This window comes from Streptomyces capillispiralis, from assembly GCF_007829875.1.
Taxonomy (GTDB): Bacteria; Actinomycetota; Actinomycetes; order Streptomycetales; family Streptomycetaceae; genus Streptomyces; species Streptomyces capillispiralis.
The window spans coordinates 5,613,457-5,633,117 of record NZ_VIWV01000001.1 but is presented as its reverse complement, the minus strand read 5'-3'; the positions used below and the strand labels follow the sequence as shown (position 1 = coordinate 5,633,117).

Below are 19,661 nucleotides of genomic sequence, written 5' to 3'. Positions count from 1 at the left end.
AGAGCACCGCCATGTCCCGCACCGCCAGCCCGACCGCGCAGGACTTCGTGCCCTTCGCCACCGCCGCGCTCGACTTTCACCGCGCGCTCAACGTGCCAGGCGGTCCTCTCGTCACCACTCGCGCCGAACTGGACGCCCTGCACGCCCACCTCGTCTCGCTGCACGGCCTGCTCGATGCCCACGCCGCCCGCACGGGCCAGCTCACGCCGATCGAGGGCGACCAGCTCAGCGCCGCCCGCACCCGGGTCTGGCAGGCCGCGGACCACGTCCACGCCGCCTATCACGCAGCCCCCCGGCCCGGCTCCGGTGAGGTCCCCGACCGCGAGGCGTGCCGGGCCGGCCTGCCGGAAGGCGCACCGGAGCTGACCATCTGCCAGCGCCACCAGCGCACCGCGCACCTGGTCCGACGTCGTACCACCCCGGCCGACCTCCACGCTCCGTTCACCGGTCTCGTCCGCCACTGACCCTGCCTTCCGTCTGGAGAATCGTTCATGCCCCGTACTCGTGCCAGCGCCTCCCATCTGTTCGTCCCGCGCAAGTCGTCGCGGGCCGAGCAGCGCGCCGCCCGCGCCGGTTTCGCCGAGGCCCGGCGCCAGGCCCGCCTCGCCGGAGCCCCGCCCAAGCGCCGCGACGAGGAGACCTTCGACCCGGAGCTGCGGCCGACCTATCCGCCGTCCGGACGCCCGGGCTCCTCCTCGGCACGCGGTGGCAAGCTCAGCCTGCCCGCCCACCGGATGACCACCGCCACGGTGTCCGGGGCCTATCCCTTCCTCGCCGAGGGTGGCCTGGGCGCGGAGGGCATCTTCATCGGCCGCGACGTCCACGCGGAGGCCGCGTTCTGCTACGACCCGTTCTCGCTGTACAGCAGCGGCCGGGTCGAGGGCTTCACCAACCCCAACGCGGTCCTGGCCGGGATCATCGGCATGGGCAAGTCCGCGCTGGCCAAGTCCATCGCCACCCGGGCGATCGCCCACGGTTACCGGGTCTACGTGCCCTGCGACCCCAAGGGCGAGTGGACGGCCGTCGCGCAGGCTCTCGGCGGCTACAGCATCGCGCTGGGTCCGGGGCTCCCGGGCAGGCTGAACCCCTTGGATGCTCCGGCCCGGCCCGCCTCGGTGAGCGAGGACGACTGGTCAACGGAGGTCCGCAAGCGCCGTCTCCTACTCCTGGCCGGCCTCGCGCGCACCGTACTGAAGCGCGATCTCCAGCCGATGGAACACACGGCCCTCGATCTCGCGCTGGACCTGGTCGTCACCGAAGCCGAGGCAGGCGGCACCGTGCCCCTGCTCGGCAAGATCGCGCACACCCTCGGCTCGCCCGAGCACCTTGACCAGGCTCTCGGCGACCAGGCCGGGCGCATGGGAGCCGCAGCGCAGGACCTCGCGCATGCCCTGCGCCGTCTGGTCCACGGCGACTTGAGCGGCATGTTCGACGCGCCCTCGACCGTGGCCTTCGACCCAACCACCCCGATGCTGTCCATCGACCTCTCCCGCCTCGGCGGCTCGGGCGACGACACCGCACTGGTCCTCGCGATGACCTGCGCGAGCGCCTGGATGGAGTCCGCGCTCGCCGACCCGGACGGCGGCCGACGCTGGGTGATCTACGACGAGGCATGGCGCGTGATGAGGCACGTCGGCCTGTTGGAGCGCATGCAGAGCCAGTGGAAGCTCAGCCGAGGGCTCGGCATCGCCAACCTGATGGTCATCCACCGCCTCAGCGATCTCCTGAGCGCGGGCGACGCCGGCTCGCGTGGCCGGGTGCTGGCCGAGGGCCTCCTCGCGGACTGCTCCACCCGCATCATCTACCGCCAGGAGCCCGACCAGCTCGCCGCAGCTGCGTCGCTGCTCGGCCTGACCGGTATCGAAACCCAGGCCGTGTCCGCCCTGACCAAGGGCCGGGGCCTGTGGAAAGTCGCAGGTCGGAGCTTCATCACGCAGCACATCCTGCATCCGGCCGAGCGCGAACTGTTCGACACGGACGCCCGGATGCATGCACCCCCGTGAGTTCACCGTAACTGACAAGTCCTCAGTTCTTGGACCGAGCAGGGAGGCGCGGCAGTGAGCCCCCGTGGGGTCTCGGGTTCCCGGTCCGGGCTCGCCCCCGGTCTCCGGTTCGGTGCGGTCGAGGACGCCGCCCCGCTCCAGCGCCACCCGACGACCGGCCCGGCCGCGAGTCCGGACAACGGCGCACCGGCACCTGACGGGAACGACCGCCTCGCCGCAGCCCGGACCGAGGAGTTCACCGACCTATTCCGCGAGGCCGTCACGGAGGACTTCGGCGCGGTGGCCCGCCTGCATCAGATGCTCGAAACCGCCTCCGAGTGGTGTCGCACCCACGGTGCCCGAGGCAGCGCGTCCGAGTTGGACACCATCGCCTCCCGGTTGACCGACCTCGGCGAGGAGCTGCATCTCGTCGCGGAGAACGTCGACCACGAGATCCGCTCCGGTCGCACCAAGCGGCAGCAGCGGCCCGCTTCTCGCCAGCGGCGTCGGCCCGGGGAACTTCCCCCGGCCAGCGGAACGACGCTCCATCTCCTGTCCCACCTTCCGTCACGCGCTCGCTGCCGCGTTCGCGGTGAGGCACCCGTACAGAAACGAGTAACGACCATGCCTACCTCTCCCGACTCCTCCGCCACCCCTGATCGCCAGCCGCAAGATGCCAACGAACGGGCGGCATGGCGGGCGCGTGTCCAGGCCCTGGCCTCCGCTGCTGACGGCATCAGGCAGGCCTCGGACCAGTGGGACGCGGTCTCCGACTCGTACTGCGACGAGGACGGCTGGCCCGTCGATGAGACCGGCTACGCCGACGGCAAGGTGACCCGGGACGCTACCGCCTGGGAGCACGTCGAGACCTTCCTGGCCCACGGCCCCGAAGTCCTCGCCGGTGTTCGGGCCGCCGCGCAACCGGCCGACTACCTTGACGGCCCGATCAGCGCCGACCTGCTGCGCCTGCGGGGGATCGACTCCGCACTGGAGCGAGCGGGCGAGATCCGCCGCGAGTGGGATCAGGTCATCGCGCTCATGGAGGGGTCCATGCCCGGGTCGCGGGAGCTCTACGAGGAACGAGCCCGCGAGATCCGCAACTCCGAAGGCTGGCACTACGCCGACGAACTCAGCTACAGCGGAGCGGCGTTGGCCAGGGCTGCCGATCACCTGGCCGATCGGATCGGCGATGACCAGTCCGCGTACACCGGGCGTGTCCAGGCAGCCCTGGCCCGATCCGCCTCCGGCCAGCACGGTGCCTCTGCCGCTTCGCCGCCCGCCTCGGCGGCGTCCGCCCCCCCTGCCGTGCGCCGCTCGCGCTAAAGCCTCCAGCACCGACGTCCGGCGAGGCCAAACCGTCCGATCGCCGGATCCTCGATGAACACCACCACCCCTGCAGTCCCCGCCCGGCTGCGGCGTCCCGCCGCCGTCGACCGCTGGGGACGGCCACTGGCCACGGAGAAGCCCACATGCGCCCCGATCAGACCCTGGTCACCCTCCAGCGGGAGGGCACACGTATCACGGCGCGCACCAGCGAACCCTTCATCCAGGAAGCCGCCGCTGGCACGTCGGAGCATGACCACCCGTACAGGCACCTGACCACGCCGCTTCGGCAACGCGGACTGTCCTGCACCGTCGAGTACGGCCTCAGCGGCTACATCGTCCACGCCGAACTTCCCGACGGCAGCGCCCTGATCATCTCTCCACCCCAGGAACCGCCCACCGACCACCCACCCGGGTACCCGGAGAGCTGGTTGGTGACGCGCGGGCATCCCGACGACTCCACGCTCCATGAAGTGATCTACGACTCGGAACCCGACGGTCCCCACGCCCGAGATGGCGGCAGCATCCCCCGCCTGCTCGACGCCATCGACACTCGCCTGGACCAGCTCGCACTGCCGCCCCGACCGGCCCCGCGGCGACCTGCCCACGAGAGCGGCGCCGACGCGGTACTCCACCGTGCGGGCTTCGTCCCCGTCGTGCTGTTCCGCGAGCGCTTCCACCGGCTGCCCTCCGCCATGACCGACCCGGTCGAGCAGCGACAGATGGTGACCCGGGCCGTCGACATGCTCCAGGCCGAGGGCTTCGACGTCTCGTGCGATCCCGGCCTCCTTGACCCCAGCCTGCCGTCTCCTGGCAATCAGGGGCTCAGCCTTGGCGACCGGCTCGGCCACCTGCCCCAGTCCATCCAGTCGGCGTCGCACACGGGCGAAGTCGTCGCCGCACTGAGCGAGCTGACCACTCCCGGTGACGGCGTTCTCCAACACATCGTGGAGTCCCTCAACACGACGGCCGACTGGTGGGAAGGCCTGGGCGAACCCGCCGATCCCCACTACGCGAACCGGCTGCGTTACATCGCCCAGAAGCTCGACTCCTACGCGTTGGACATTCGGTCCATGCGCGGCGTGCTGGCCGACCGGCACACCGACCACCCCGGCAGGCTCCAGGCCCGGGTGGACCAGGTCGCCCCGGAGGAACCGGCGGCGTCCCGGGTCGCCGCCGCTCTCGCGGTCTCGCCGACCGCACGGCGCACGACCCCAGCCGCGCCGCCGTCAGCTTCAGCCGCACCTCCCTCCCCGCCTCCCACCCGGCCCTCGGCCGGGCCCCGTCGCTGACCGCTGCCCAGCTTGGAGCCCGCCATGTCCCGCACCGACAGAACCGTCCCCGCCCTCGACCGCCCCGCACCCCCTGCGCCCATCGGATGGATCCGCCATGCCCACCCCCGAGCACGACCCGCTTCCCGACATCGCGGTCGGCCGCCACCCCGACTTCGGCATCGTCGCCGCCAACCCCAAGCAACTGGCGGCAAGCACCTGGATGTTGAAGGGATTCGACTTCCACCCCGTTCCCGACCACCCCAACCTGTACGCGCTGGCCAACCAGCAGAATGATGGGCAGGGCCGCACCACCCGGGCCGTCGCGCTACTGCGCAAGGCTGGCTACCGGGTCGACGTGGACGCCGCGTTCGCCCCCTCGCCGACCTCCGGACCAGCGCCCGCCCCCGACCGGCCCCCGCGCGTCGAGCCGGACGTCGCGTTCGCCGAACACCCGCAGCTCGGCGTGGTCGCCGCCACCGCCGACGGTTCCTCCGCTCTCGGCGGCCCGCTCATCCTGGAAGAGCACGGCTGGCAACACAACCCGGGCCTGGACATCTACACGCTGCCCATCACCACACGCCGCAGCGAGGCGCTCGACAAGGTCGCCACTGCCACGCTGGCGATGCATCGGGCCGACCTCCAAGTGGCCGTGCAGCCCCTCCTCGCCCAGGACATCGCCGCACGCCACTCACCCGCGCCCACGACGGCAGCGCGCCACCAGCGCGTCCAGGGCGTCGCCACTCACAGCTTCCTCATCAGCGCCGCCGCGCTCGCCGCCAGTCCCGCCCGCGCCGACCTGCCGGGTACGGCGCCGGTGGCCGTACCCGCCGCCTCCGGCCCGGCGGCCCGTCCGGTGGACCCGCGCATCGTGTTCTCCCGTAACCGCTGACCCAACTCCCGTAAGGAGCAGTTCCCATGGCCGTGAAGACCCTTTGGCAGATCGCCCATTCCTGTGGGCACCAGGCTGAGCGAGATCTGTCCGACCGGGCGGCCGACCGTCGCGCCGGGTTCGCCGAGTGGCTTTCCAAGCAGGAGTGCACCGATTGCTGGCGGGCCTCGAAGGAGGGCGACGGGCAGGACAAGGCCGCCTGGCTGGAGGCCAAGCGCGCCGAAGAGCAGGCCGAGTCCGAAGCCTGGTCGGAACGGTACCGAATGCCGCCCCTCGAAGGCCGCGATCGCGCCGTCGCCTGGGGCGTGCGCTGCCGCCACCAGGTCTTGGCTGACGCGTACAGCGCTCTGGTCCTCGAAGGCGAGACCAGTGAGGCGGAGTGGGAGGAGATCGAGGAGGCGGCTCGCACGATCACCCGCGCCGGCTGGTGGATTGATCAACGCTCCTCCGAGCCCGGCGACCTGATCGAGCTGCTCGAAGCGGCTACCGGCGCCGACCGGCCCACCGAGAACCCCCACTTCTGACCGCCCGGTGCCCCGCCCCTACGGGGCAGCGAGACGAACGGAAGAACTACGCCCTTCTCTCCTGCCGCCAGACGGAGTTCATGCCCATCCCGTCCAAACCAAACGATCACGTTCGGGAAGCGGATGGCGTCTCAGACATGCATCGGCAGCTTGGCCCACACGAAGGTGACATGACAGCCCATCACGGGTCGATCTCACTCAACCAGCGACCTCGCAAAGTACCCGCAGTCCGACTAGCCTTCCGAAGGCGTAGGGGACGCGGATCAGGAAGCGACGGGTGGGGGTCGTGGGGTTCTGGCACACCGGCTACATGGAGTTCCATGAGCCGACCGGAATTGAATGGGTCGGGCTACCAGCCCCGCCAAAGCCCCCTGAGTTTCCCTGCACTGAGTGTGGGCTCATCTTCTCGTCCGAGCGCGCCCTCCGAGCGCACCGCTTCGACGGTCATGCGACTAAGCGGCCGACCCTCCTCTTCAGGGGACGAGAGTGCGGGCGCACGCGCTTGATGGTCACGAGCCCCAGTGTCTCCGCCGATTGGGTGACCTCGGATGTCGAATCCATCGCCATCAACGGCCGCGAAACCTCACCGTCTGAGGCCGCCGGCTTCCTTGCGTCGGTGAAGGTTGGCGTCCAGACGGTGGCTGTTTCCAATGGCCCGCTGGAGCGGAGGTTTGAGTTCGATTTCTGCCTTGCAGAAGAAGACGACCTCTGCCTCGTCGACCAGGCCTTGGAGAAGCTCATCTCCAGTCGCGAGTTGGGTCGCAACGCAATCGACACCTTCATCATGCGTGCCGGCCGCGGGGTGACGGCCCGCCGTTACCGCGAAGGTGTGGCGGCATACCTGTACGGCGTACTCGCGCGTGAAGCGGTCGAGGACCCCGGCCGGGTAGATGCGTCGGGCGCGCCGATCTACGAGCAGCGGTACAACAGTGCGGTCTCTCTGCTGTCGACCTTCGACCGCCCCGCAGCGGAGGCGATCTGCGGGTTGGTCGCGTTGCACTACAACCAGTTCGAACTTGCGGTGCGCAAGACCAACAGCCACCGTGTCTCCGATGTCGCGGCGCGGTTCCGATCCCTCCTCGCAGGCGGCGCATTCGTCACGACAAGCCTGGCCGACCGGTCGCACGGAAGCTTCGATCGGGCCTTGAGCGACTCCGTTACCGAGGACCTCATGGACCTCGGTGCGACGGCTTTGGACGGGACACAGTCATCCATGGTCACCCAGCTACTGCCCTCGCTGGGCGAGCTCCGGCCCCAGGACCAATTCAAGGTCCGACTCATCGCGGCTGAGGCGCTGCTCGCTGTGGGAGACATCGATGGTGCATCACGACATGGCGAGGCGCTCAGGCACTCCAAGGAGACCGGCGCCTGGTACGCAGGATTTCGGACCCGATTGCAAGAGGTAGGACGTTGAGCAACGAGACCATTCCAGAGCCCGGCGCGGAGTCGGGGCCGAGCGAACCCGCATCGGCTACCGCTACCGGCGATGGCACCGGCTCGGCCGCGCCTACTGACAATGCGTCAGCGGCACCCGCTGCGGAGAAGGGGACACAGCGGGCCAAGTCCAAGACGAAACCGAAGCCGATCATTACCTCGATCGAGGAGTTGCTGACGTTCGCCTACGAGTCGAACGCTCGACTGCTTGAGTTCTCGAAGGAGGATCTCAAGAAGCTGGCGATTACCGATGAGGGCATCGCGTCACAGAGCGCGCTGGTCGGGTCTCTCGCGCCGACAGACCCAACGTTGTCGGCCCCGTTCAAGCTGCTTCAGTTCGCGGCGCGCCAGGGGGTCCCGCTCAAGCGCGCCGAGGACGGTGGCCTCGCGCCGACGTTGAACCGGCTCGTTGACCTCGCGGTAGTCGCACTGGGTCACAGCCCGGTGTTCGGGGGCAGGGTGGACCAGCTGGTCGATCCCCGCAAGGATCCGCAGCTCTCGATCGAACACGTGCGTGCCGCGGCTCAGCGGGTCGCCGACGAGCTTGGAGCGGCCCCGAAGCAGTTCAAAGCCGCAGACAGTGAGCGCCTCGTCAGGCATGCGATCGCGTGCTACGGACTCCTCCGCGCGCTCCAACGTGATTGGACCCTGGATCAGTTCATCGATGCGTCGTACGACTCTCTCTGGAGGTACGAGGCCGCGGAGGCAGCAGGGCTGGAGCGAGCCGCCAGCCAGGTCGGGGCAAGCAGCGATCACAAGGTGCTCGGGATCGTCGGCGCGAACTACCTGGCCCGGATCGCCCGCTTGGAACGGCAGGTCACACATCTCGAGAGTGAGGCTGCGGCTGCTCGGAATCGCGAGACTCGGCTCCGCAATGAGCTTTCGACCGTCGAGGAGCGTGAGCAATCTGCGCTGGCTCGCGCCGACGCGTTCTCTGCCGACGTGGTGCGACTGCAGAAGGAGCTCGTGGCTGAGCGCGATAACAGAGTGGTCGACAAGAGCCATATGGCGGACGACTACGAAACGCTGCGAACGCGCATCATCCGGCGTCTCGGGGGTGAGATCGATCTGCTTACCGATGGTCTGCACGCACTCCGAAACGGTGCGCCCGACGTCGCGGAGGAGTTCCTCGACCGTTCTCTGCTTGCCCTCACGCGTGAGGTCGAGCAGTTGAAGGACGCGTCTGGAGGCTTCGCGTGATCGTCGGGTTTGACTTCGGAACGACCAACAGCCTTGTTTCGGTGGTAGTTGGTGACCGCGTGATCGACGTGATGGACGTCGAGACTGGCCGGCCACATCCCTCGATCGTCCGGTACGAGGGCGAGCAGGTAGTCGTCGGTCGCGAGGCCAAGGACGCGTTGGGTGCCGCGGGCATTGGTGTGCACGGCAACACGGTGAAATCGCCGAAGTTCCTCCTCGGCGAGGAGGTAATCGCCGTCGGAGGCGTCGACCGGAGCCCGGTGGACATCGTTGCGGACGTTGTGCGGCACGTCCGGTCGGAGTCCCTGCGCAGTCCGCAGCGGAAGGTGCTCGGCGGCCTCGACAATGCTGTGGTCACGATCCCCGTGACCATGAATGGGCACCGGCGCGCGGCGCTGCGAGAGGCGTTCGCCGGGGCCGGGATGGGTGTAGCGCAGTTCGTCCACGAGCCGCTCGCCGCCCTGTATGGGTTCATCCGGGGAGCAGACGATCCAGAAGAGATGGCGCGGCGGCTTGCACGACGAAACGTCCTGGTTGTCGACTGGGGCGGCGGAACGCTGGACCTGACTCTCTGTCGAGTCGACGAAGACCAGGTTCGACAACTTCGTAACGGTGGCTCGGCCCAGGTCGGCGGCGACGAGTTCGACAAGGTAATTCGCGACGAGGTCGTGAAGCGCGCTCGGGCTCGCGGTAGTGCCACTGACGACGACCTCGCGATCCCTGAGGCTGAACTCCGGCTCCTCCAAGACGCGGAACGCAACAAGATCGAGCTCTCGGCTGACCGCGCCAACGTGACGTTCTACCGGCCAAGTTACTTCCAATCAGGTGCCACGTTGCAGTACCGGCTCACGCGTCAGGAGCTGGAGGAGATCACACGGCCGCTCGTCACGGCAGGTATCGATGAGATCGAGTCGCTGCTCGGCAGCCTGTCGATGGCGCCCGGCCAGGTCTCGCTGGTCGTCGTGGTCGGTGGCATGGCGGCCATGCCCGCGATTCGGAGCCGACTGCACGAGTTGTTTGGCCCGGACCGAGTTGAGGTGCCGACGAACAGTGCCACGTTGATCTCACAAGGAGCTGCGTGGATCGCGCATGACAGGCAGAGACTCCGACTGGCAAAGCCCATCGAACTCGAGCTCGCCCGTGGGTCGTTGATGCCGCTCCTCGCTGCGGGCACCGAAATGCCTCTCGGTGGAGAGATCAAGCACGAAACCCTCCACCTGTACTGCGCGGATCCGACGGACGGGAAGGCGAAATTTCCGATCGCCACTCCGACCGCGTTGTCATCACACCCGCAGGCGAGCGAGCGGCGAACGTCGCTGGGAATGATCACACTCGCCGTCGACGAGACCGCCCCGCCACTGCACGAGCGCCTCGAGCTGAAGGTCGTTCTCGACGACGACTTGGTGTTGTCGGTCGAGGCGTCATCAAGCCAGAAGCACGATCGAGTCACAGCGTCGTACTACGACCTGGAGTTCGGTCTTGGCCTCCCTGCTTCAGCTATGCCCGGAGGTGCAGCCGCAGCCCCAAAAGCACCTGAGGAGTCCACAGTCGTGCCACAGGCGGGACTGGTCGTCCGTGCGAATGTGGCGAGGGACAAGGACCAGGCAACCGTTCCGGGCGACGTGCTGTATCGGCACAATTCAAGGGCCTTCACCCGGCACGTGCGCGACGGAGCGACAGAAGCCCAGGTGCTGGAACACCTGTACTACAAGTCGTGCGCCGCCTGCAAGCGCCAGTGGGGGCACCCGGATTGTCGATGCGGAACGGCGTGACATGGCGAGCGCCAAGGTACTCGTGCGAGTGCTCGACCACGGAACGGAAGTCGAGTCCAAAGTCCGCCGTCCGATTCGTCTGACTCCCGATGGATATGCGGGCATCGCGTATGCGGGCTCCGTCTACCCACTCCGGCAGGGCGATCTCATCGACTTGGACGGAACGAGCTGGGAACTCGCGGACTGCGATCGTTTCCTGTTCACCGGAGCAGAGGTTCCGTACGCTCCCATCGCCGGTGAACCGCTGGAGAAGGCCAGCGGTTTCGACATCGAGTGGCACCTCGAAACCAACCAGTACGGGCATAGCGTCGTCTTCAACGCGTCGGAGCACGTTGCCAGCAGCTTGGTGTCAGCGCTTGAGGACGCGGGTCTCAACGTCCAGCGCTGGGACGTCAGCCATCGTCCAGCAGATGACGGCAACTTCTACGACTGGTTCGCGCGCCTTCGGTTCAAGGGCAGCCAGGTCGAAGCACTTGCGCTCGTCGGGGATGTCATCGCACCGCCGTCGTCTTCTGCGCCGACGGTGCCAGTCACGGATCCGACCACAGCTCGCCTTGCTGATGCCGAGGCTCGGATCGAGGAGCTGCTCAACCAACTGTATGTCGCGACACGCAAGGGCGAGGCGGCTGAACGTGAGGTCGCGCAGCTCCGTCACGATCTTGCGAACGCGGAAGCGAGCGAGCATCGATACCGAGAATCCGTTGCCCTCGCAGAACGCCGTCATTCAGATCTGCAAGAGCAACTCGCCGTGCTCCGACAAGGCCTGGGAGGCATGGCTGACACGGCGGAACTGGTGAAGAACCTCGCTGACGCCGAGGAACTTCGAGAACTCGCTCTTGCCGAGAACTCCTTGCTGCTGGAGCGTGTGCGAGCGGCCGACTCGGAAGCGGCAGAAAGCGGAGCACGCGCTGACAGCTGGGCGGTGCAGGTAGACGCACTCCTTGGGAGGGTTTCGGAACTTGAGGCCCTGGAGACGGAACGACTTCGCGCCGCGACCGCGCAACGGCCTCGGCGCGGGGGCGTCATAGACTTCCTGCCTCGGGCGTTCAGCCGCCTCGAGTTCGTTCTCGATGCAGTCGATGTGATCGCCAACCTCGATTCGCCAGCATCCACGATGAGAGCACTTGCTGAGATTGACTCTGGGCGCCTTGCAGGGAAGGTGCTTGAGGAAATGCGTGGCTGGTTTGAGGTGACGAGCTTGGCAACAGGCACCGCGGGAAGCGAGCGACTTTGCCGCATCTACTACAAGCCGGACGGCCAAAGAGTGCTTATCAGTGTGCACATCAAACAGGACGACCAACAGCAGAGACGCCACATCGAGAAGCTGCGAGCCTTCTGACCACCGTTACCGGCACCTGAGGCAGCCTCGATGTCGGAGCGTTCGACACGCAGGTCGGGCCTGGCGGTCCAAGGCCGGACAGCGTCCCGCTGAGTGGTGCAGTCGATCAAGCTGACGGAATCCCGTGGCCGCGGCCCGAATCGCCCTCGCCGGAGGCCCTGTTGAGGCTCGCTGGGCCAAGACCAGCCGTGATCGCACGGCGGCTGGCAGGGGCATGTACCGGACGGCTCCAAAGCGGAAGCGGCGGACCGTGATCGGCTACACGACGACCGGGGACACGACCGGGGACCGGCCACACCGCGTGCCAGCGGCTCACCTGTCACTGCACGACCCCAACACCACCGATGTGGACCGACGACGACTGGCTCGAGCTAACGCGCGAGGTCCTCGTCGCCACCGTCATCCGCCACGACGGCCGCTGGGCCCGCATGTACAACGGCGTCCGCTCCATCTGCACGGCCTTCGCCCACGACGAGCCGGGTGACCACAGCCATCTACCACCCATCTCCGGCCGGGCCAAATCGCGGATTCCGCGGATCCTCTCTCCTCGACGGCCCGACCACCCGGGCTCCCGTTCACCACTCCCCTTCGAGGTAGACGCCGTGATCGCCCACCTGCAGCGTGCCAGCCATACCGCCGGCCTCCTTGAGTACCTGTACGGGCCAGGCGAGCGCGGCAACCACACCAACCCCCGCCTCATCGCGGGGGACGGCCACGGTGCCCCGATCGAGATGCTCGCCCAGACCGACGCGCCGGCGCACCTGGCCCACGCCCTCGACGCACCCGTCGAGCGCCTCGGGGCCCGAGCTCCCGAGCGGCCGGTGTGGGTCTGCTCAGTCCGCTCCGATCCCCGGCGCCCCGACCCGACCGACGCGCAGTGGGCCGAGGTGGCCCGCCGGATCGTGGCGGCCACCGGCATCGCCCCAGAGGGCGATCCGGACGCCTGCCGGTGGATCGCCGTGCGCAACCAAGCACGGCAAGTGCACGTCGTGGCAACCCTCGCCCGCGAGGACGGCAGCCTCCACAACACCTACCGCGACGCCTTCCGTCTCCAGACCGAGTGCCACCGAATCGCCACTGAACTCGGCCACCTGCCCCCGGCCCCGCGCCCAACACCCAGCGCCCAGGAGACCCACGTGCCTGCCCCCTACATCACCATCAGCGCAGAGCCCAGCGGCAGCGTCTCCGCGAAGGGCGCCAGCGACGACCTGTCCGCCACGCTCCTAAAGCACGCCGGTTTCCAGCAGATCGAGGACTGGTACGGCCGCCGCCACCGCCTGGCGACCACCACCCCGCAGGCTAAGCGCGTCGCCATCGCCTCCCACGCAGCCGAGATGCTCCGCGCCGCCCGGTACAGCGTCGATCTGGACCCCGACCTCGACACGAGCCGGTTGACCAGCCCGGCCAACCCTCTCGGGCTCTACACCGCCGGAGCCGAAGTCCTCCGGCTGACCGACCAGATCAGGGCCGCCGAGAACGGTGCAGGCCTTGCCCAGGCGGTCGATCACCTCCTTCATCCCGAGCACGGCGTCCTGGAACGCCTCCGGGAAGCTCTGGAAACGGCAGGCGAACAGATCACCGACCTCGACGACGAGGCGTACGCGCTCGCCGACCGGTTCGGCTTCGCCGCGGAGTTCATCAGCGCGGCGCAATCAGAACTCGTCGGAGCAGGACGCGAACTGCACCGTGTCAACGACTCGCGGCACGACCACGCCGGGGCGCAGATGCAGTCCCCAGCCCCGCCCGACGCACGAAGCGCGGCTCTCGCCACGTCGCCCGCGGTGGGCAGGGCCAAGGCGTCTTCGGCGCTCGGAACTCCCTCTCCGGAGGTCGGTACAGCCGTAGGTTCGCCGCAGGTCGCCAGCCCTCGGACCCGTTGATCCCGATCCTCTCCTCTCGCACCCCCCTCCGGCGGTCCGACGCGCGACGACCTCATGCGGACAGACATCGACGCTCTGGCCAGCGCGTCCGCCGTCAGACCGGCCTAGGCCCGAGGGGTCTGTCCAACCCACCCGGCACCGACTCAACACCGCACCCAAGGAGGAACAGTGCCCGAGTTCTACCCGAGCATCGGCGAGGCCGTAGGCGCCGCGATGCAGCACAACATCCTGCTTGCCTACGGTGGCAAGGCGCCTGGCTCAGACACGCCCCTGCAGGGCCGACACCCGCCCCACCCGTCGGCTGACTCGTACTCCGTCCCGGGGATGATCGCCCGGCTCACCGAGACAGCAACTCCCCATGAGGTCGCCGGAATCATCGAAGAGGTCAACGCAGCGCTGGTCGGAGCCCTCCCGCAGCTGACCGAACTCGTGGCCGCAGCGGCCGACTGGACCCGAGCCCGGCTGACCTTCGAAAACCCGCACCACAACCCGACCTTCGAGACGTGGACACGGCTGGCCGCCGCCACCCGCATGCTGCGGGACGTCCAGGAGGAGCTGGAGGTCGCCGAGGACATGATCGCCGCGTGCCCTGTGCAACTCAGCGACCCCAAGTACCGCGGCGAGGTGCCTGCACTGCGGACCAGGGAGCCGCTCAGCGATGTTCTCGGCAACGACGCGGTCGCGGACAACAAGCCGACCGCCACCCAGAACCCGGAAGCGGACCGACGCCGATCCGCCCGCGCCTCCTCCCCACACACCGGCACTCAGTGGACCGCGCCCTCCGTCGGCGCGACGTCCGAACCACCTGCCAGCGCCCCGCCACCCCGGTCGCCGCGATCCCGATGACCTCGGCCTGACTCGGCTGTCGCCCCATCCCTGAGCAGGAGCTGCCCCGATGACCACCAGAAAAGCGCCGCGCGCCCCGCCTCGCCTTGTCCGCTCTCCCTCCTTGGACCCGCCATGCCCGCACCGCGTACCAGCGCGCCCTCGACCACCACCGGCTCCGACGCGCTCCTCTACCTCCTGTTCGGCGTCCTCGGCGTCGGCATCGCCTTCGGCTCCCTCGCCTGGCTGACCGGCAACCTCACCAACTCTCTCGTCGGCACCGGCACCTGGGCTCCGTTCGAGGCCACCAACGCGCTGCTGCACCCCGACGTGCTGTGGCCGCACCTGGGCCCCACCGCTCTGCTGGTTGGCGCGCGGCTCGTCCCCGGGCTGCTCTCCGTCTGCCTCACCGTCACCGGCCTGGTTGTGTGGCTGCGGCTGCGCGGCGGTGCGAAAAATGGCCTCGCCCGCAGGCGGGATCTCGCCCCGCTGCTGGACAGGGAGATCGCCGCCAAGGCGAAGAGCCTGCGGCCGAGCCTCTCCGGCCTCAAACCGAAGGAGGTCGATCCCGCGGACCGCGGGATCCTCGTCGGCACGCACTCCCCGGGCCGGGCCGAGGTCCGCGCCTCCTGGGAGGACGTGATCGTCGCGATCATGGCCCCGCGCTCCGGCAAGACGTCCGGGCTGGCGATCCCGGCGATCCTCGCCGCTCCCGGCCCGGTACTGCTGACCTCGAACAAGGCGGCGAACGACGCCTTCACCGCGACAGTGGACGCCCGCGCCGAGGTCGGCACGATCTGGACGCTCGACCCGCAGCAGATCGCCCACCATCCGCGCGAGATGTGGTGGGACATCCTGGCCGACGCCCGCGACCTGGCCGGGGCGAAACGTTTGGCCGGGCACTTCGTCGCCGCCAGCGTCGACGAGTCCAGCGGTGCCGACTTCTGGTCCACCGCCGCGAGCAACACGCTGGGCGCGCTGTTCCTGGCCGCCGCGAGCCACCGGCGCCCGATCACCGATGTCCTGGCCTGGCTCGCCTCCCCCGCCGACCGCACTCCGGTGGACCTGCTCACCGATGCCGGCCACGAGGCGGTCGCCGCCCAGCTCCAGGGCACCGTCAGCGGGGCCACGGAAACGCGGGACGGCATCTACGAGACCGCGCGGCAGTACGCGAGCTGTCTGCTCGACCCGGACATCGCCGCCTGGGTCACACCCGACAAGCGCCTTCCGGAGTTCAAGCCCTCCGCGTTCGCCACCTCCCGCGACACGTTGTACCTGCTCAGCAAGGACGGCGGCGGCTCGGCATCGGCGATCATCGCGGCGGCGGCCGACGCGGTGATGCGCGCGGCCGTGGTCGTCGCCGAGCGCTCCGGCGGGCGGCTCGACCCGCCCGCCTTGTGCGTCCTCGACGAGGCCGCCAACGTGTGCAAGATCTCCGATCTCCCCGACCTGTACAGCCACTTGGGCTCACGGGGCGTGATCCCGATGACGATCCTGCAGTCCTACCGGCAGGGCCAGCGATGCTGGGGCGAGGCTGGCATGGACGCACTCTGGAGCGCCGCCACGGTCAAGATCGTCGGCTCCGGCATCGACGACATCGACTTCGCCGACAAGCTGAGCCGCGCGATCGGGGAGCACGAGGTACGGACCGTCTCCGTCTCCCACTCCGACAGCGGCAAGTCGACGTCCGTGTCCATGCGCACCGAGCGGATCCTCGCCCCCGACGCGATCCGTGCGCTGCCCAAGGGCAAGGCACTCCTCCTGGCCACCGGCCTACGCATCGCGCTGCTCGACCTCAAGCCCTGGTACAAGGAGCCGTCGGCGAAGACCATCGCGCCTGCCTCCGCCGCCGCCACGGCCACCATCACCGACCGCGCACTCGCGAAGGCGAACAACTCCGGCTTCGGGCGTGCGGCATGAGCGGGGTCTGGGACGTCCCCGCCGCCGAGCGCGTCGCCGCCCTCCGGCGCGAAGCAGCCCACCACCCCGAGTCCGGAGCGCAGGAACTGTCGGATCTGGAACTCCTCAACCGGGCCTACGAGTCCGCCGTCCGCGACCGGATCGACACCCGCGACGCCTACATGCGCCTGCTCACCGATCTACGCCACCACGACGACCGGGTCCGCGCCGGGGCCGTGGCCGGCTTCCGCCCCCAGATCGACCGCATCGCCCGCCACGTCGTCAGTGAACATCTCAAGCCTTACTGGCAGTTGGTCCACCGCGTCGAACGCCTGCCGGAACGGCTCTCTGCCAGGGACATCGAATCGCTGCGGTCCCAGGCGGCGTCGGTGCGGCACTGGCTACTCCAGGACGGGCCCGCCGAGGACCGGCTCGACCCCGGCGACGCCCGGGAACACCTCAGCACCCTGCGCACCGTCCTCGTCGCGCTCAAGGGATGCCAGGACGTCTCCACGGACGACGCGCTGCGGCTCATGGACGCGGCTCTCAACGACGGACCGCTGCTCGACCTGTTCGAGGTCGGCACACCCGAACCGCTGCCCGAGCCCGCCCCACCCGCCTTCGCCGGACCCGGCTGGACGGTCCACGCCCACATGTGGACCTACCAGCCGGCACCCGACGACGGCTTCGTCAGCGCCGTCCGGCTCGGCGACGAATGGCGCATCGACCTGTGGTCCCCCGCCGGTCCCCTCCTCGCAAGCGGCACCGCACCCGAGAACGACGTCGCCGCCCTCTCCGAAGCCCTCGTCGCCCGGGCGCCGGCCTGGACCGCGGACCGCTCCGACTACGCCTGGCGCCGCTTCACCGACACCGCCAACGCCCTCCAGCACACCGACGACACCTCCCCACGAGTCCGAGCCGCCATCGCACGCACCACGACACCCCACCGCCCCACACCGCACACTCCACCGCCCACCACGCCGCCCCTCCCGGCGTCCGCGCAGACGGCTCTCGACCGCGGCCGTCGCCGCTGAAGGAGGGCACGCCGCTGCCCGGCCAGGCGTATCCGCATCGCAGCCGTCGGCCTCTGGACCAGGCCCCGATCGACCGGGTCAGGGCGACATCTTCGACGCGCTCGCGGACGCCGAACTGGAGAACGGCGATCCGGACGGCTGCCCGCCCTGGTCCTGCCGCTCCGGCACCCCCGTCCGGGCCGACGTTCGACCTCACAGCCTGCCCCTCCCCTCTACCTGCTCAGGAGTCCCCTCGTGTCCTCGCGCACTCCGTCCCCTCCTCTGGCGCGTTCCGAACGCCTCGCCCGGTCACCGGTCGTCCGACGCGGTGGCCAGTGGTGGCTGGTCACTGGTTCCGGATCGATCCTCGCCACCGATCCGACGTTCACCGGCGAGCTGGACCGCTTCGCCGACGCGATGACCGCCGCCGACCAAGCCGTCGCCGATCTCCACTCGCAGCAGGACGACCCGCCGTCTCCCCGCCCCGGGCGGCAGCGATGAACCCGCTGCTGAGTGCCGAGCAGGCGGTGCTCGGCTCGGTGCTGCTCGACCCCGGCCAGCTCACGCACCTGGACTGGCTCGCGCCCGATCACTTCTACCGGCCCATCCACCAAGCGCTGTTCGCCGCCTTGCGCAAGCTCCGGACCGAGAGCCATCCCGCCGTGGCGACCGGAGAACGCGTGCCGCTGTCCTGGGTGACGGACGCCGTCGCCGAGGCCGGCAACCATGTCCGAGGGCTGACCGCCGTGTATCCCCACATCCTGATTTCGGCCTGCCCGCGACCCGAGCACGCCCCGGTGTACGGCCGGATGGTGCTGGAGGGAGCGATCCACCGCAGCGTGACCGCGCACGCGATCCGCCTCCACCAGGCAGCCCGCGCCGACGCCCTCCAAGGTGAGGTGGAAGGAGCGCTGCACCATGCGGACGTCCTGGCCGGAGTGCTCGAAGACCTCGCGCGCCGCTGGGGGTCCGAACCGCGCCCGGTCGCCCCGGCGACACCGCCCCCCACAGCTCCAGTCGCGCCGCCGCCGGTACGAGCGAGTCAGGTCGCCGAGGACGAGCAGTTCCTGCTGGCGGTCCTGGTCGAGCAGCCGAAGGCGATGGACGAAGTCGTCGGCTGGCTGCGACCCGACGACTTCGCCGACCCCGCCCACGGCCAGCTCTACCGCTGCCTGGGAGCGCTGCACCACCGCGGCGAACCCATCGACCGGATAACGGTGCTGTGGGAAGCCCAGCGGCGCGGTCTGCTCGCCGACGGCACGCTGACCACCGAACAGCTCTCCGCCATATGCGACGGCGCCGGAGCCGGCAGCGCCGAGTGGCTCGGCGAACAGATCATGCGCTCCTCCGTCGCCCGTACGGCCGCCACCTCCGCCCGCGCCATCCGCGCCCTGGCCGAGAACGAGACCCTGGCCCCCGGACGGCTCATCAGCCACGCCCTGCACGCTCTCGGGCCGCTCGACAACGTGCGCGCCCGCTGGCAGACCGCGAACGGCCACCACGCTCCGGCGCCGTCCCCCACGCCGGCGACCGACGGGCCCCCGACGGCGCAGGTCCACGCCGCGCTCGCCCGCAGCACGGCGCGACCGGCCGCACGGCCCTCGGAATGCCCAGGCCCTGCCTCCACGCCATCAGCCGCACGACCGCCCTCGCGCACCCACGGCTGAGCCGTCCTCCCCCACCAACCCAGCCCATCCGACCGTCCCCACCTTGGAACGCCCCGTGGACAACACCCCACTCTCCGACGCCCTGGCCCTGCGCGCCACGGCCTCCGCCTTCGACGCCCAGCGCGGCAAGCTGCCGGTGCCGGGAGACACCCACCGCTCACCCGATGTCGTCGCCGTCGCACGCCAGATCTCCGAACTAGGAAAGCTGGTCACCGATCTGGGCGACGAGGTCCTCTTCCGTGCCGCCGACCAGGACCAGGCGCCCCACACCGCTCGCGTGATCACCAACTTCGCCGCCGCCGTCGAGCCCGCGAGCGAAGCGGCTTCCGCCCTGGGAGCGGTGGCCCACCAGCTCGCCTTCCTGAACCAGACCGAAAGTCTGCGCGACCAGCCCGACGCCAGGGATGCCCGGGAGGCAGCAGTACGGGTGATGGAGGAAGCACTCGGCACCGCTGACGCGGCCCTGCACGACGGGGCCAACTCCCTGCACGCCGCATCGGCAACGGTCTCTCCCCCGTCCGCGCGGCTCCATGCTGCCCGCAGCCGGTCCGTGACCACCGCGCCCGCTCCGGGGTCGCCACCTCCCGACGTCACCACGGCGGTGGCGGCCCCCTCGGACCGAATCGCACGTGGCCGGTGA

Annotated in this window: 17 protein-coding genes; all 17 read left to right on the top strand. The window is 69.5% G+C overall.

Annotated elements, in window-relative coordinates:
- Window positions 1–11 precede the first annotated feature (11 nt).
- The 17 genes from FHX78_RS24595 (at window position 12) to FHX78_RS24505 (ending at window position 19,661) form a co-directional block, all read left to right on the top strand.
- Entirely contained in the window at window positions 12–464 is a 453-nt protein-coding gene (locus FHX78_RS24595) for a DUF6238 family protein (RefSeq protein ID WP_145869577.1), read from the top strand.
- A 27-nt stretch (window positions 465–491) separates the two neighbouring features.
- Window positions 492–2,003 carry a P-loop NTPase family protein gene (locus tag FHX78_RS24590; protein WP_145869576.1) on the top strand — a complete coding sequence of 504 codons (1,512 nt, stop codon included), beginning with the start codon at window positions 492–494 and terminating at the stop codon, window positions 2,001–2,003.
- A gap of 54 nt (window positions 2,004–2,057) precedes the next feature.
- Window positions 2,058–3,305: a hypothetical protein gene (locus FHX78_RS37615; protein WP_229924194.1), complete on the top strand. Its 1,248-nt coding sequence runs from the start codon at window positions 2,058–2,060 to the stop codon at window positions 3,303–3,305.
- A 146-nt stretch (window positions 3,306–3,451) separates the two neighbouring features.
- Complete coding sequence (locus tag FHX78_RS37610) at window positions 3,452–4,597, top strand: hypothetical protein (protein ID WP_229924193.1); 1,146 nt, start codon at window positions 3,452–3,454, stop codon at window positions 4,595–4,597.
- 97 nt (window positions 4,598–4,694) lie between these two features.
- A complete protein-coding gene (locus FHX78_RS24565) occupies window positions 4,695–5,468 on the top strand; it encodes a hypothetical protein (protein WP_145869574.1) in 774 nt (257 codons plus the stop codon).
- A gap of 26 nt (window positions 5,469–5,494) precedes the next feature.
- A complete protein-coding gene (locus FHX78_RS24560; RefSeq protein WP_145869573.1) occupies window positions 5,495–5,992 on the top strand; it encodes a hypothetical protein in 498 nt (165 codons plus the stop codon).
- Window positions 5,993–6,530: 538 nt separating this feature from the next.
- Window positions 6,531–7,406 (top strand): hypothetical protein, encoded by an 876-nt coding sequence (locus FHX78_RS24555; protein ID WP_145869572.1) that lies wholly within the window; start codon window positions 6,531–6,533, stop codon window positions 7,404–7,406.
- On the top strand, window positions 7,403–8,626 hold the full coding sequence (locus tag FHX78_RS24550; protein WP_145869571.1) for a keratin: 1,224 nt from the start codon (window positions 7,403–7,405) through the stop codon (window positions 8,624–8,626). The genes FHX78_RS24555 and FHX78_RS24550 overlap by 4 nt, the downstream gene beginning before the upstream one ends.
- A complete protein-coding gene (locus tag FHX78_RS24545; RefSeq protein ID WP_145869570.1) occupies window positions 8,623–10,398 on the top strand; it encodes an Hsp70 family protein in 1,776 nt (591 codons plus the stop codon). Before FHX78_RS24550 ends, FHX78_RS24545 begins: the two co-directional genes overlap by 4 nt.
- 1 nt (window position 10,399) lies before the next feature.
- The gene (locus tag FHX78_RS24540) at window positions 10,400–11,737 is read left to right on the top strand and encodes a hypothetical protein (protein WP_145869569.1); all 1,338 of its coding nucleotides are present in this window, start codon (window positions 10,400–10,402) and stop codon (window positions 11,735–11,737) included.
- A gap of 344 nt (window positions 11,738–12,081) precedes the next feature.
- Window positions 12,082–13,617: a hypothetical protein gene (locus tag FHX78_RS37600; RefSeq protein ID WP_229924192.1), complete on the top strand. Its 1,536-nt coding sequence runs from the start codon at window positions 12,082–12,084 to the stop codon at window positions 13,615–13,617.
- A 168-nt stretch (window positions 13,618–13,785) separates the two neighbouring features.
- Window positions 13,786–14,463 carry a hypothetical protein gene (locus FHX78_RS24530; protein WP_145869568.1) on the top strand — a complete coding sequence of 226 codons (678 nt, stop codon included), beginning with the start codon at window positions 13,786–13,788 and terminating at the stop codon, window positions 14,461–14,463.
- A 114-nt stretch (window positions 14,464–14,577) separates the two neighbouring features.
- Window positions 14,578–16,362 carry a type IV secretory system conjugative DNA transfer family protein gene (locus FHX78_RS24525; RefSeq protein WP_167531845.1) on the top strand — a complete coding sequence of 595 codons (1,785 nt, stop codon included), beginning with the start codon at window positions 14,578–14,580 and terminating at the stop codon, window positions 16,360–16,362.
- Window positions 16,359–17,375, top strand: coding sequence for a hypothetical protein (locus tag FHX78_RS24520; protein ID WP_145869567.1), 1,017 nt, complete (start codon window positions 16,359–16,361; stop codon window positions 17,373–17,375). Before FHX78_RS24525 ends, FHX78_RS24520 begins: the two co-directional genes overlap by 4 nt.
- Window positions 17,376–17,609: 234 nt before the next feature.
- Entirely contained in the window at window positions 17,610–17,855 is a 246-nt protein-coding gene (locus tag FHX78_RS24515) for a hypothetical protein (RefSeq protein ID WP_229924191.1), read from the top strand.
- Entirely contained in the window at window positions 17,852–19,021 is a 1,170-nt protein-coding gene (locus FHX78_RS24510; protein WP_145869566.1) for a DnaB-like helicase N-terminal domain-containing protein, read from the top strand. Before FHX78_RS24515 ends, FHX78_RS24510 begins: the two co-directional genes overlap by 4 nt.
- Window positions 19,022–19,076: 55 nt before the next feature.
- Window positions 19,077–19,661: a hypothetical protein gene (locus tag FHX78_RS24505; protein ID WP_145869565.1), complete on the top strand. Its 585-nt coding sequence runs from the start codon at window positions 19,077–19,079 to the stop codon at window positions 19,659–19,661.

What these genes read in the sequence shown, in the direction of transcription:
- FHX78_RS24595 (WP_145869577.1), top strand. Translation starts at nt 12, where the DNA reads ATGTCCCGCACCGCCAGCCCGACCGCGCAGGACTTCGTGCCCTTCGCC.
- FHX78_RS24590 (WP_145869576.1), top strand. Translation starts at nt 492, where the DNA reads ATGCCCCGTACTCGTGCCAGCGCCTCCCATCTGTTCGTCCCGCGCAAG.
- FHX78_RS37610 (WP_229924193.1), top strand. Translation starts at nt 3,452, where the DNA reads ATGCGCCCCGATCAGACCCTGGTCACCCTCCAGCGGGAGGGCACACGT.
- FHX78_RS24565 (WP_145869574.1), top strand. Translation starts at nt 4,695, where the DNA reads ATGCCCACCCCCGAGCACGACCCGCTTCCCGACATCGCGGTCGGCCGC.
- FHX78_RS24560 (WP_145869573.1), top strand. Translation starts at nt 5,495, where the DNA reads ATGGCCGTGAAGACCCTTTGGCAGATCGCCCATTCCTGTGGGCACCAG.
- FHX78_RS24540 (WP_145869569.1), top strand. Translation starts at nt 10,400, where the DNA reads ATGGCGAGCGCCAAGGTACTCGTGCGAGTGCTCGACCACGGAACGGAA.
- FHX78_RS37600 (WP_229924192.1), top strand. Translation starts at nt 12,082, where the DNA reads ATGTGGACCGACGACGACTGGCTCGAGCTAACGCGCGAGGTCCTCGTC.
- FHX78_RS24525 (WP_167531845.1), top strand. Translation starts at nt 14,578, where the DNA reads ATGCCCGCACCGCGTACCAGCGCGCCCTCGACCACCACCGGCTCCGAC.
- FHX78_RS24520 (WP_145869567.1), top strand. Translation starts at nt 16,359, where the DNA reads ATGAGCGGGGTCTGGGACGTCCCCGCCGCCGAGCGCGTCGCCGCCCTC.
- FHX78_RS24510 (WP_145869566.1), top strand. Translation starts at nt 17,852, where the DNA reads ATGAACCCGCTGCTGAGTGCCGAGCAGGCGGTGCTCGGCTCGGTGCTG.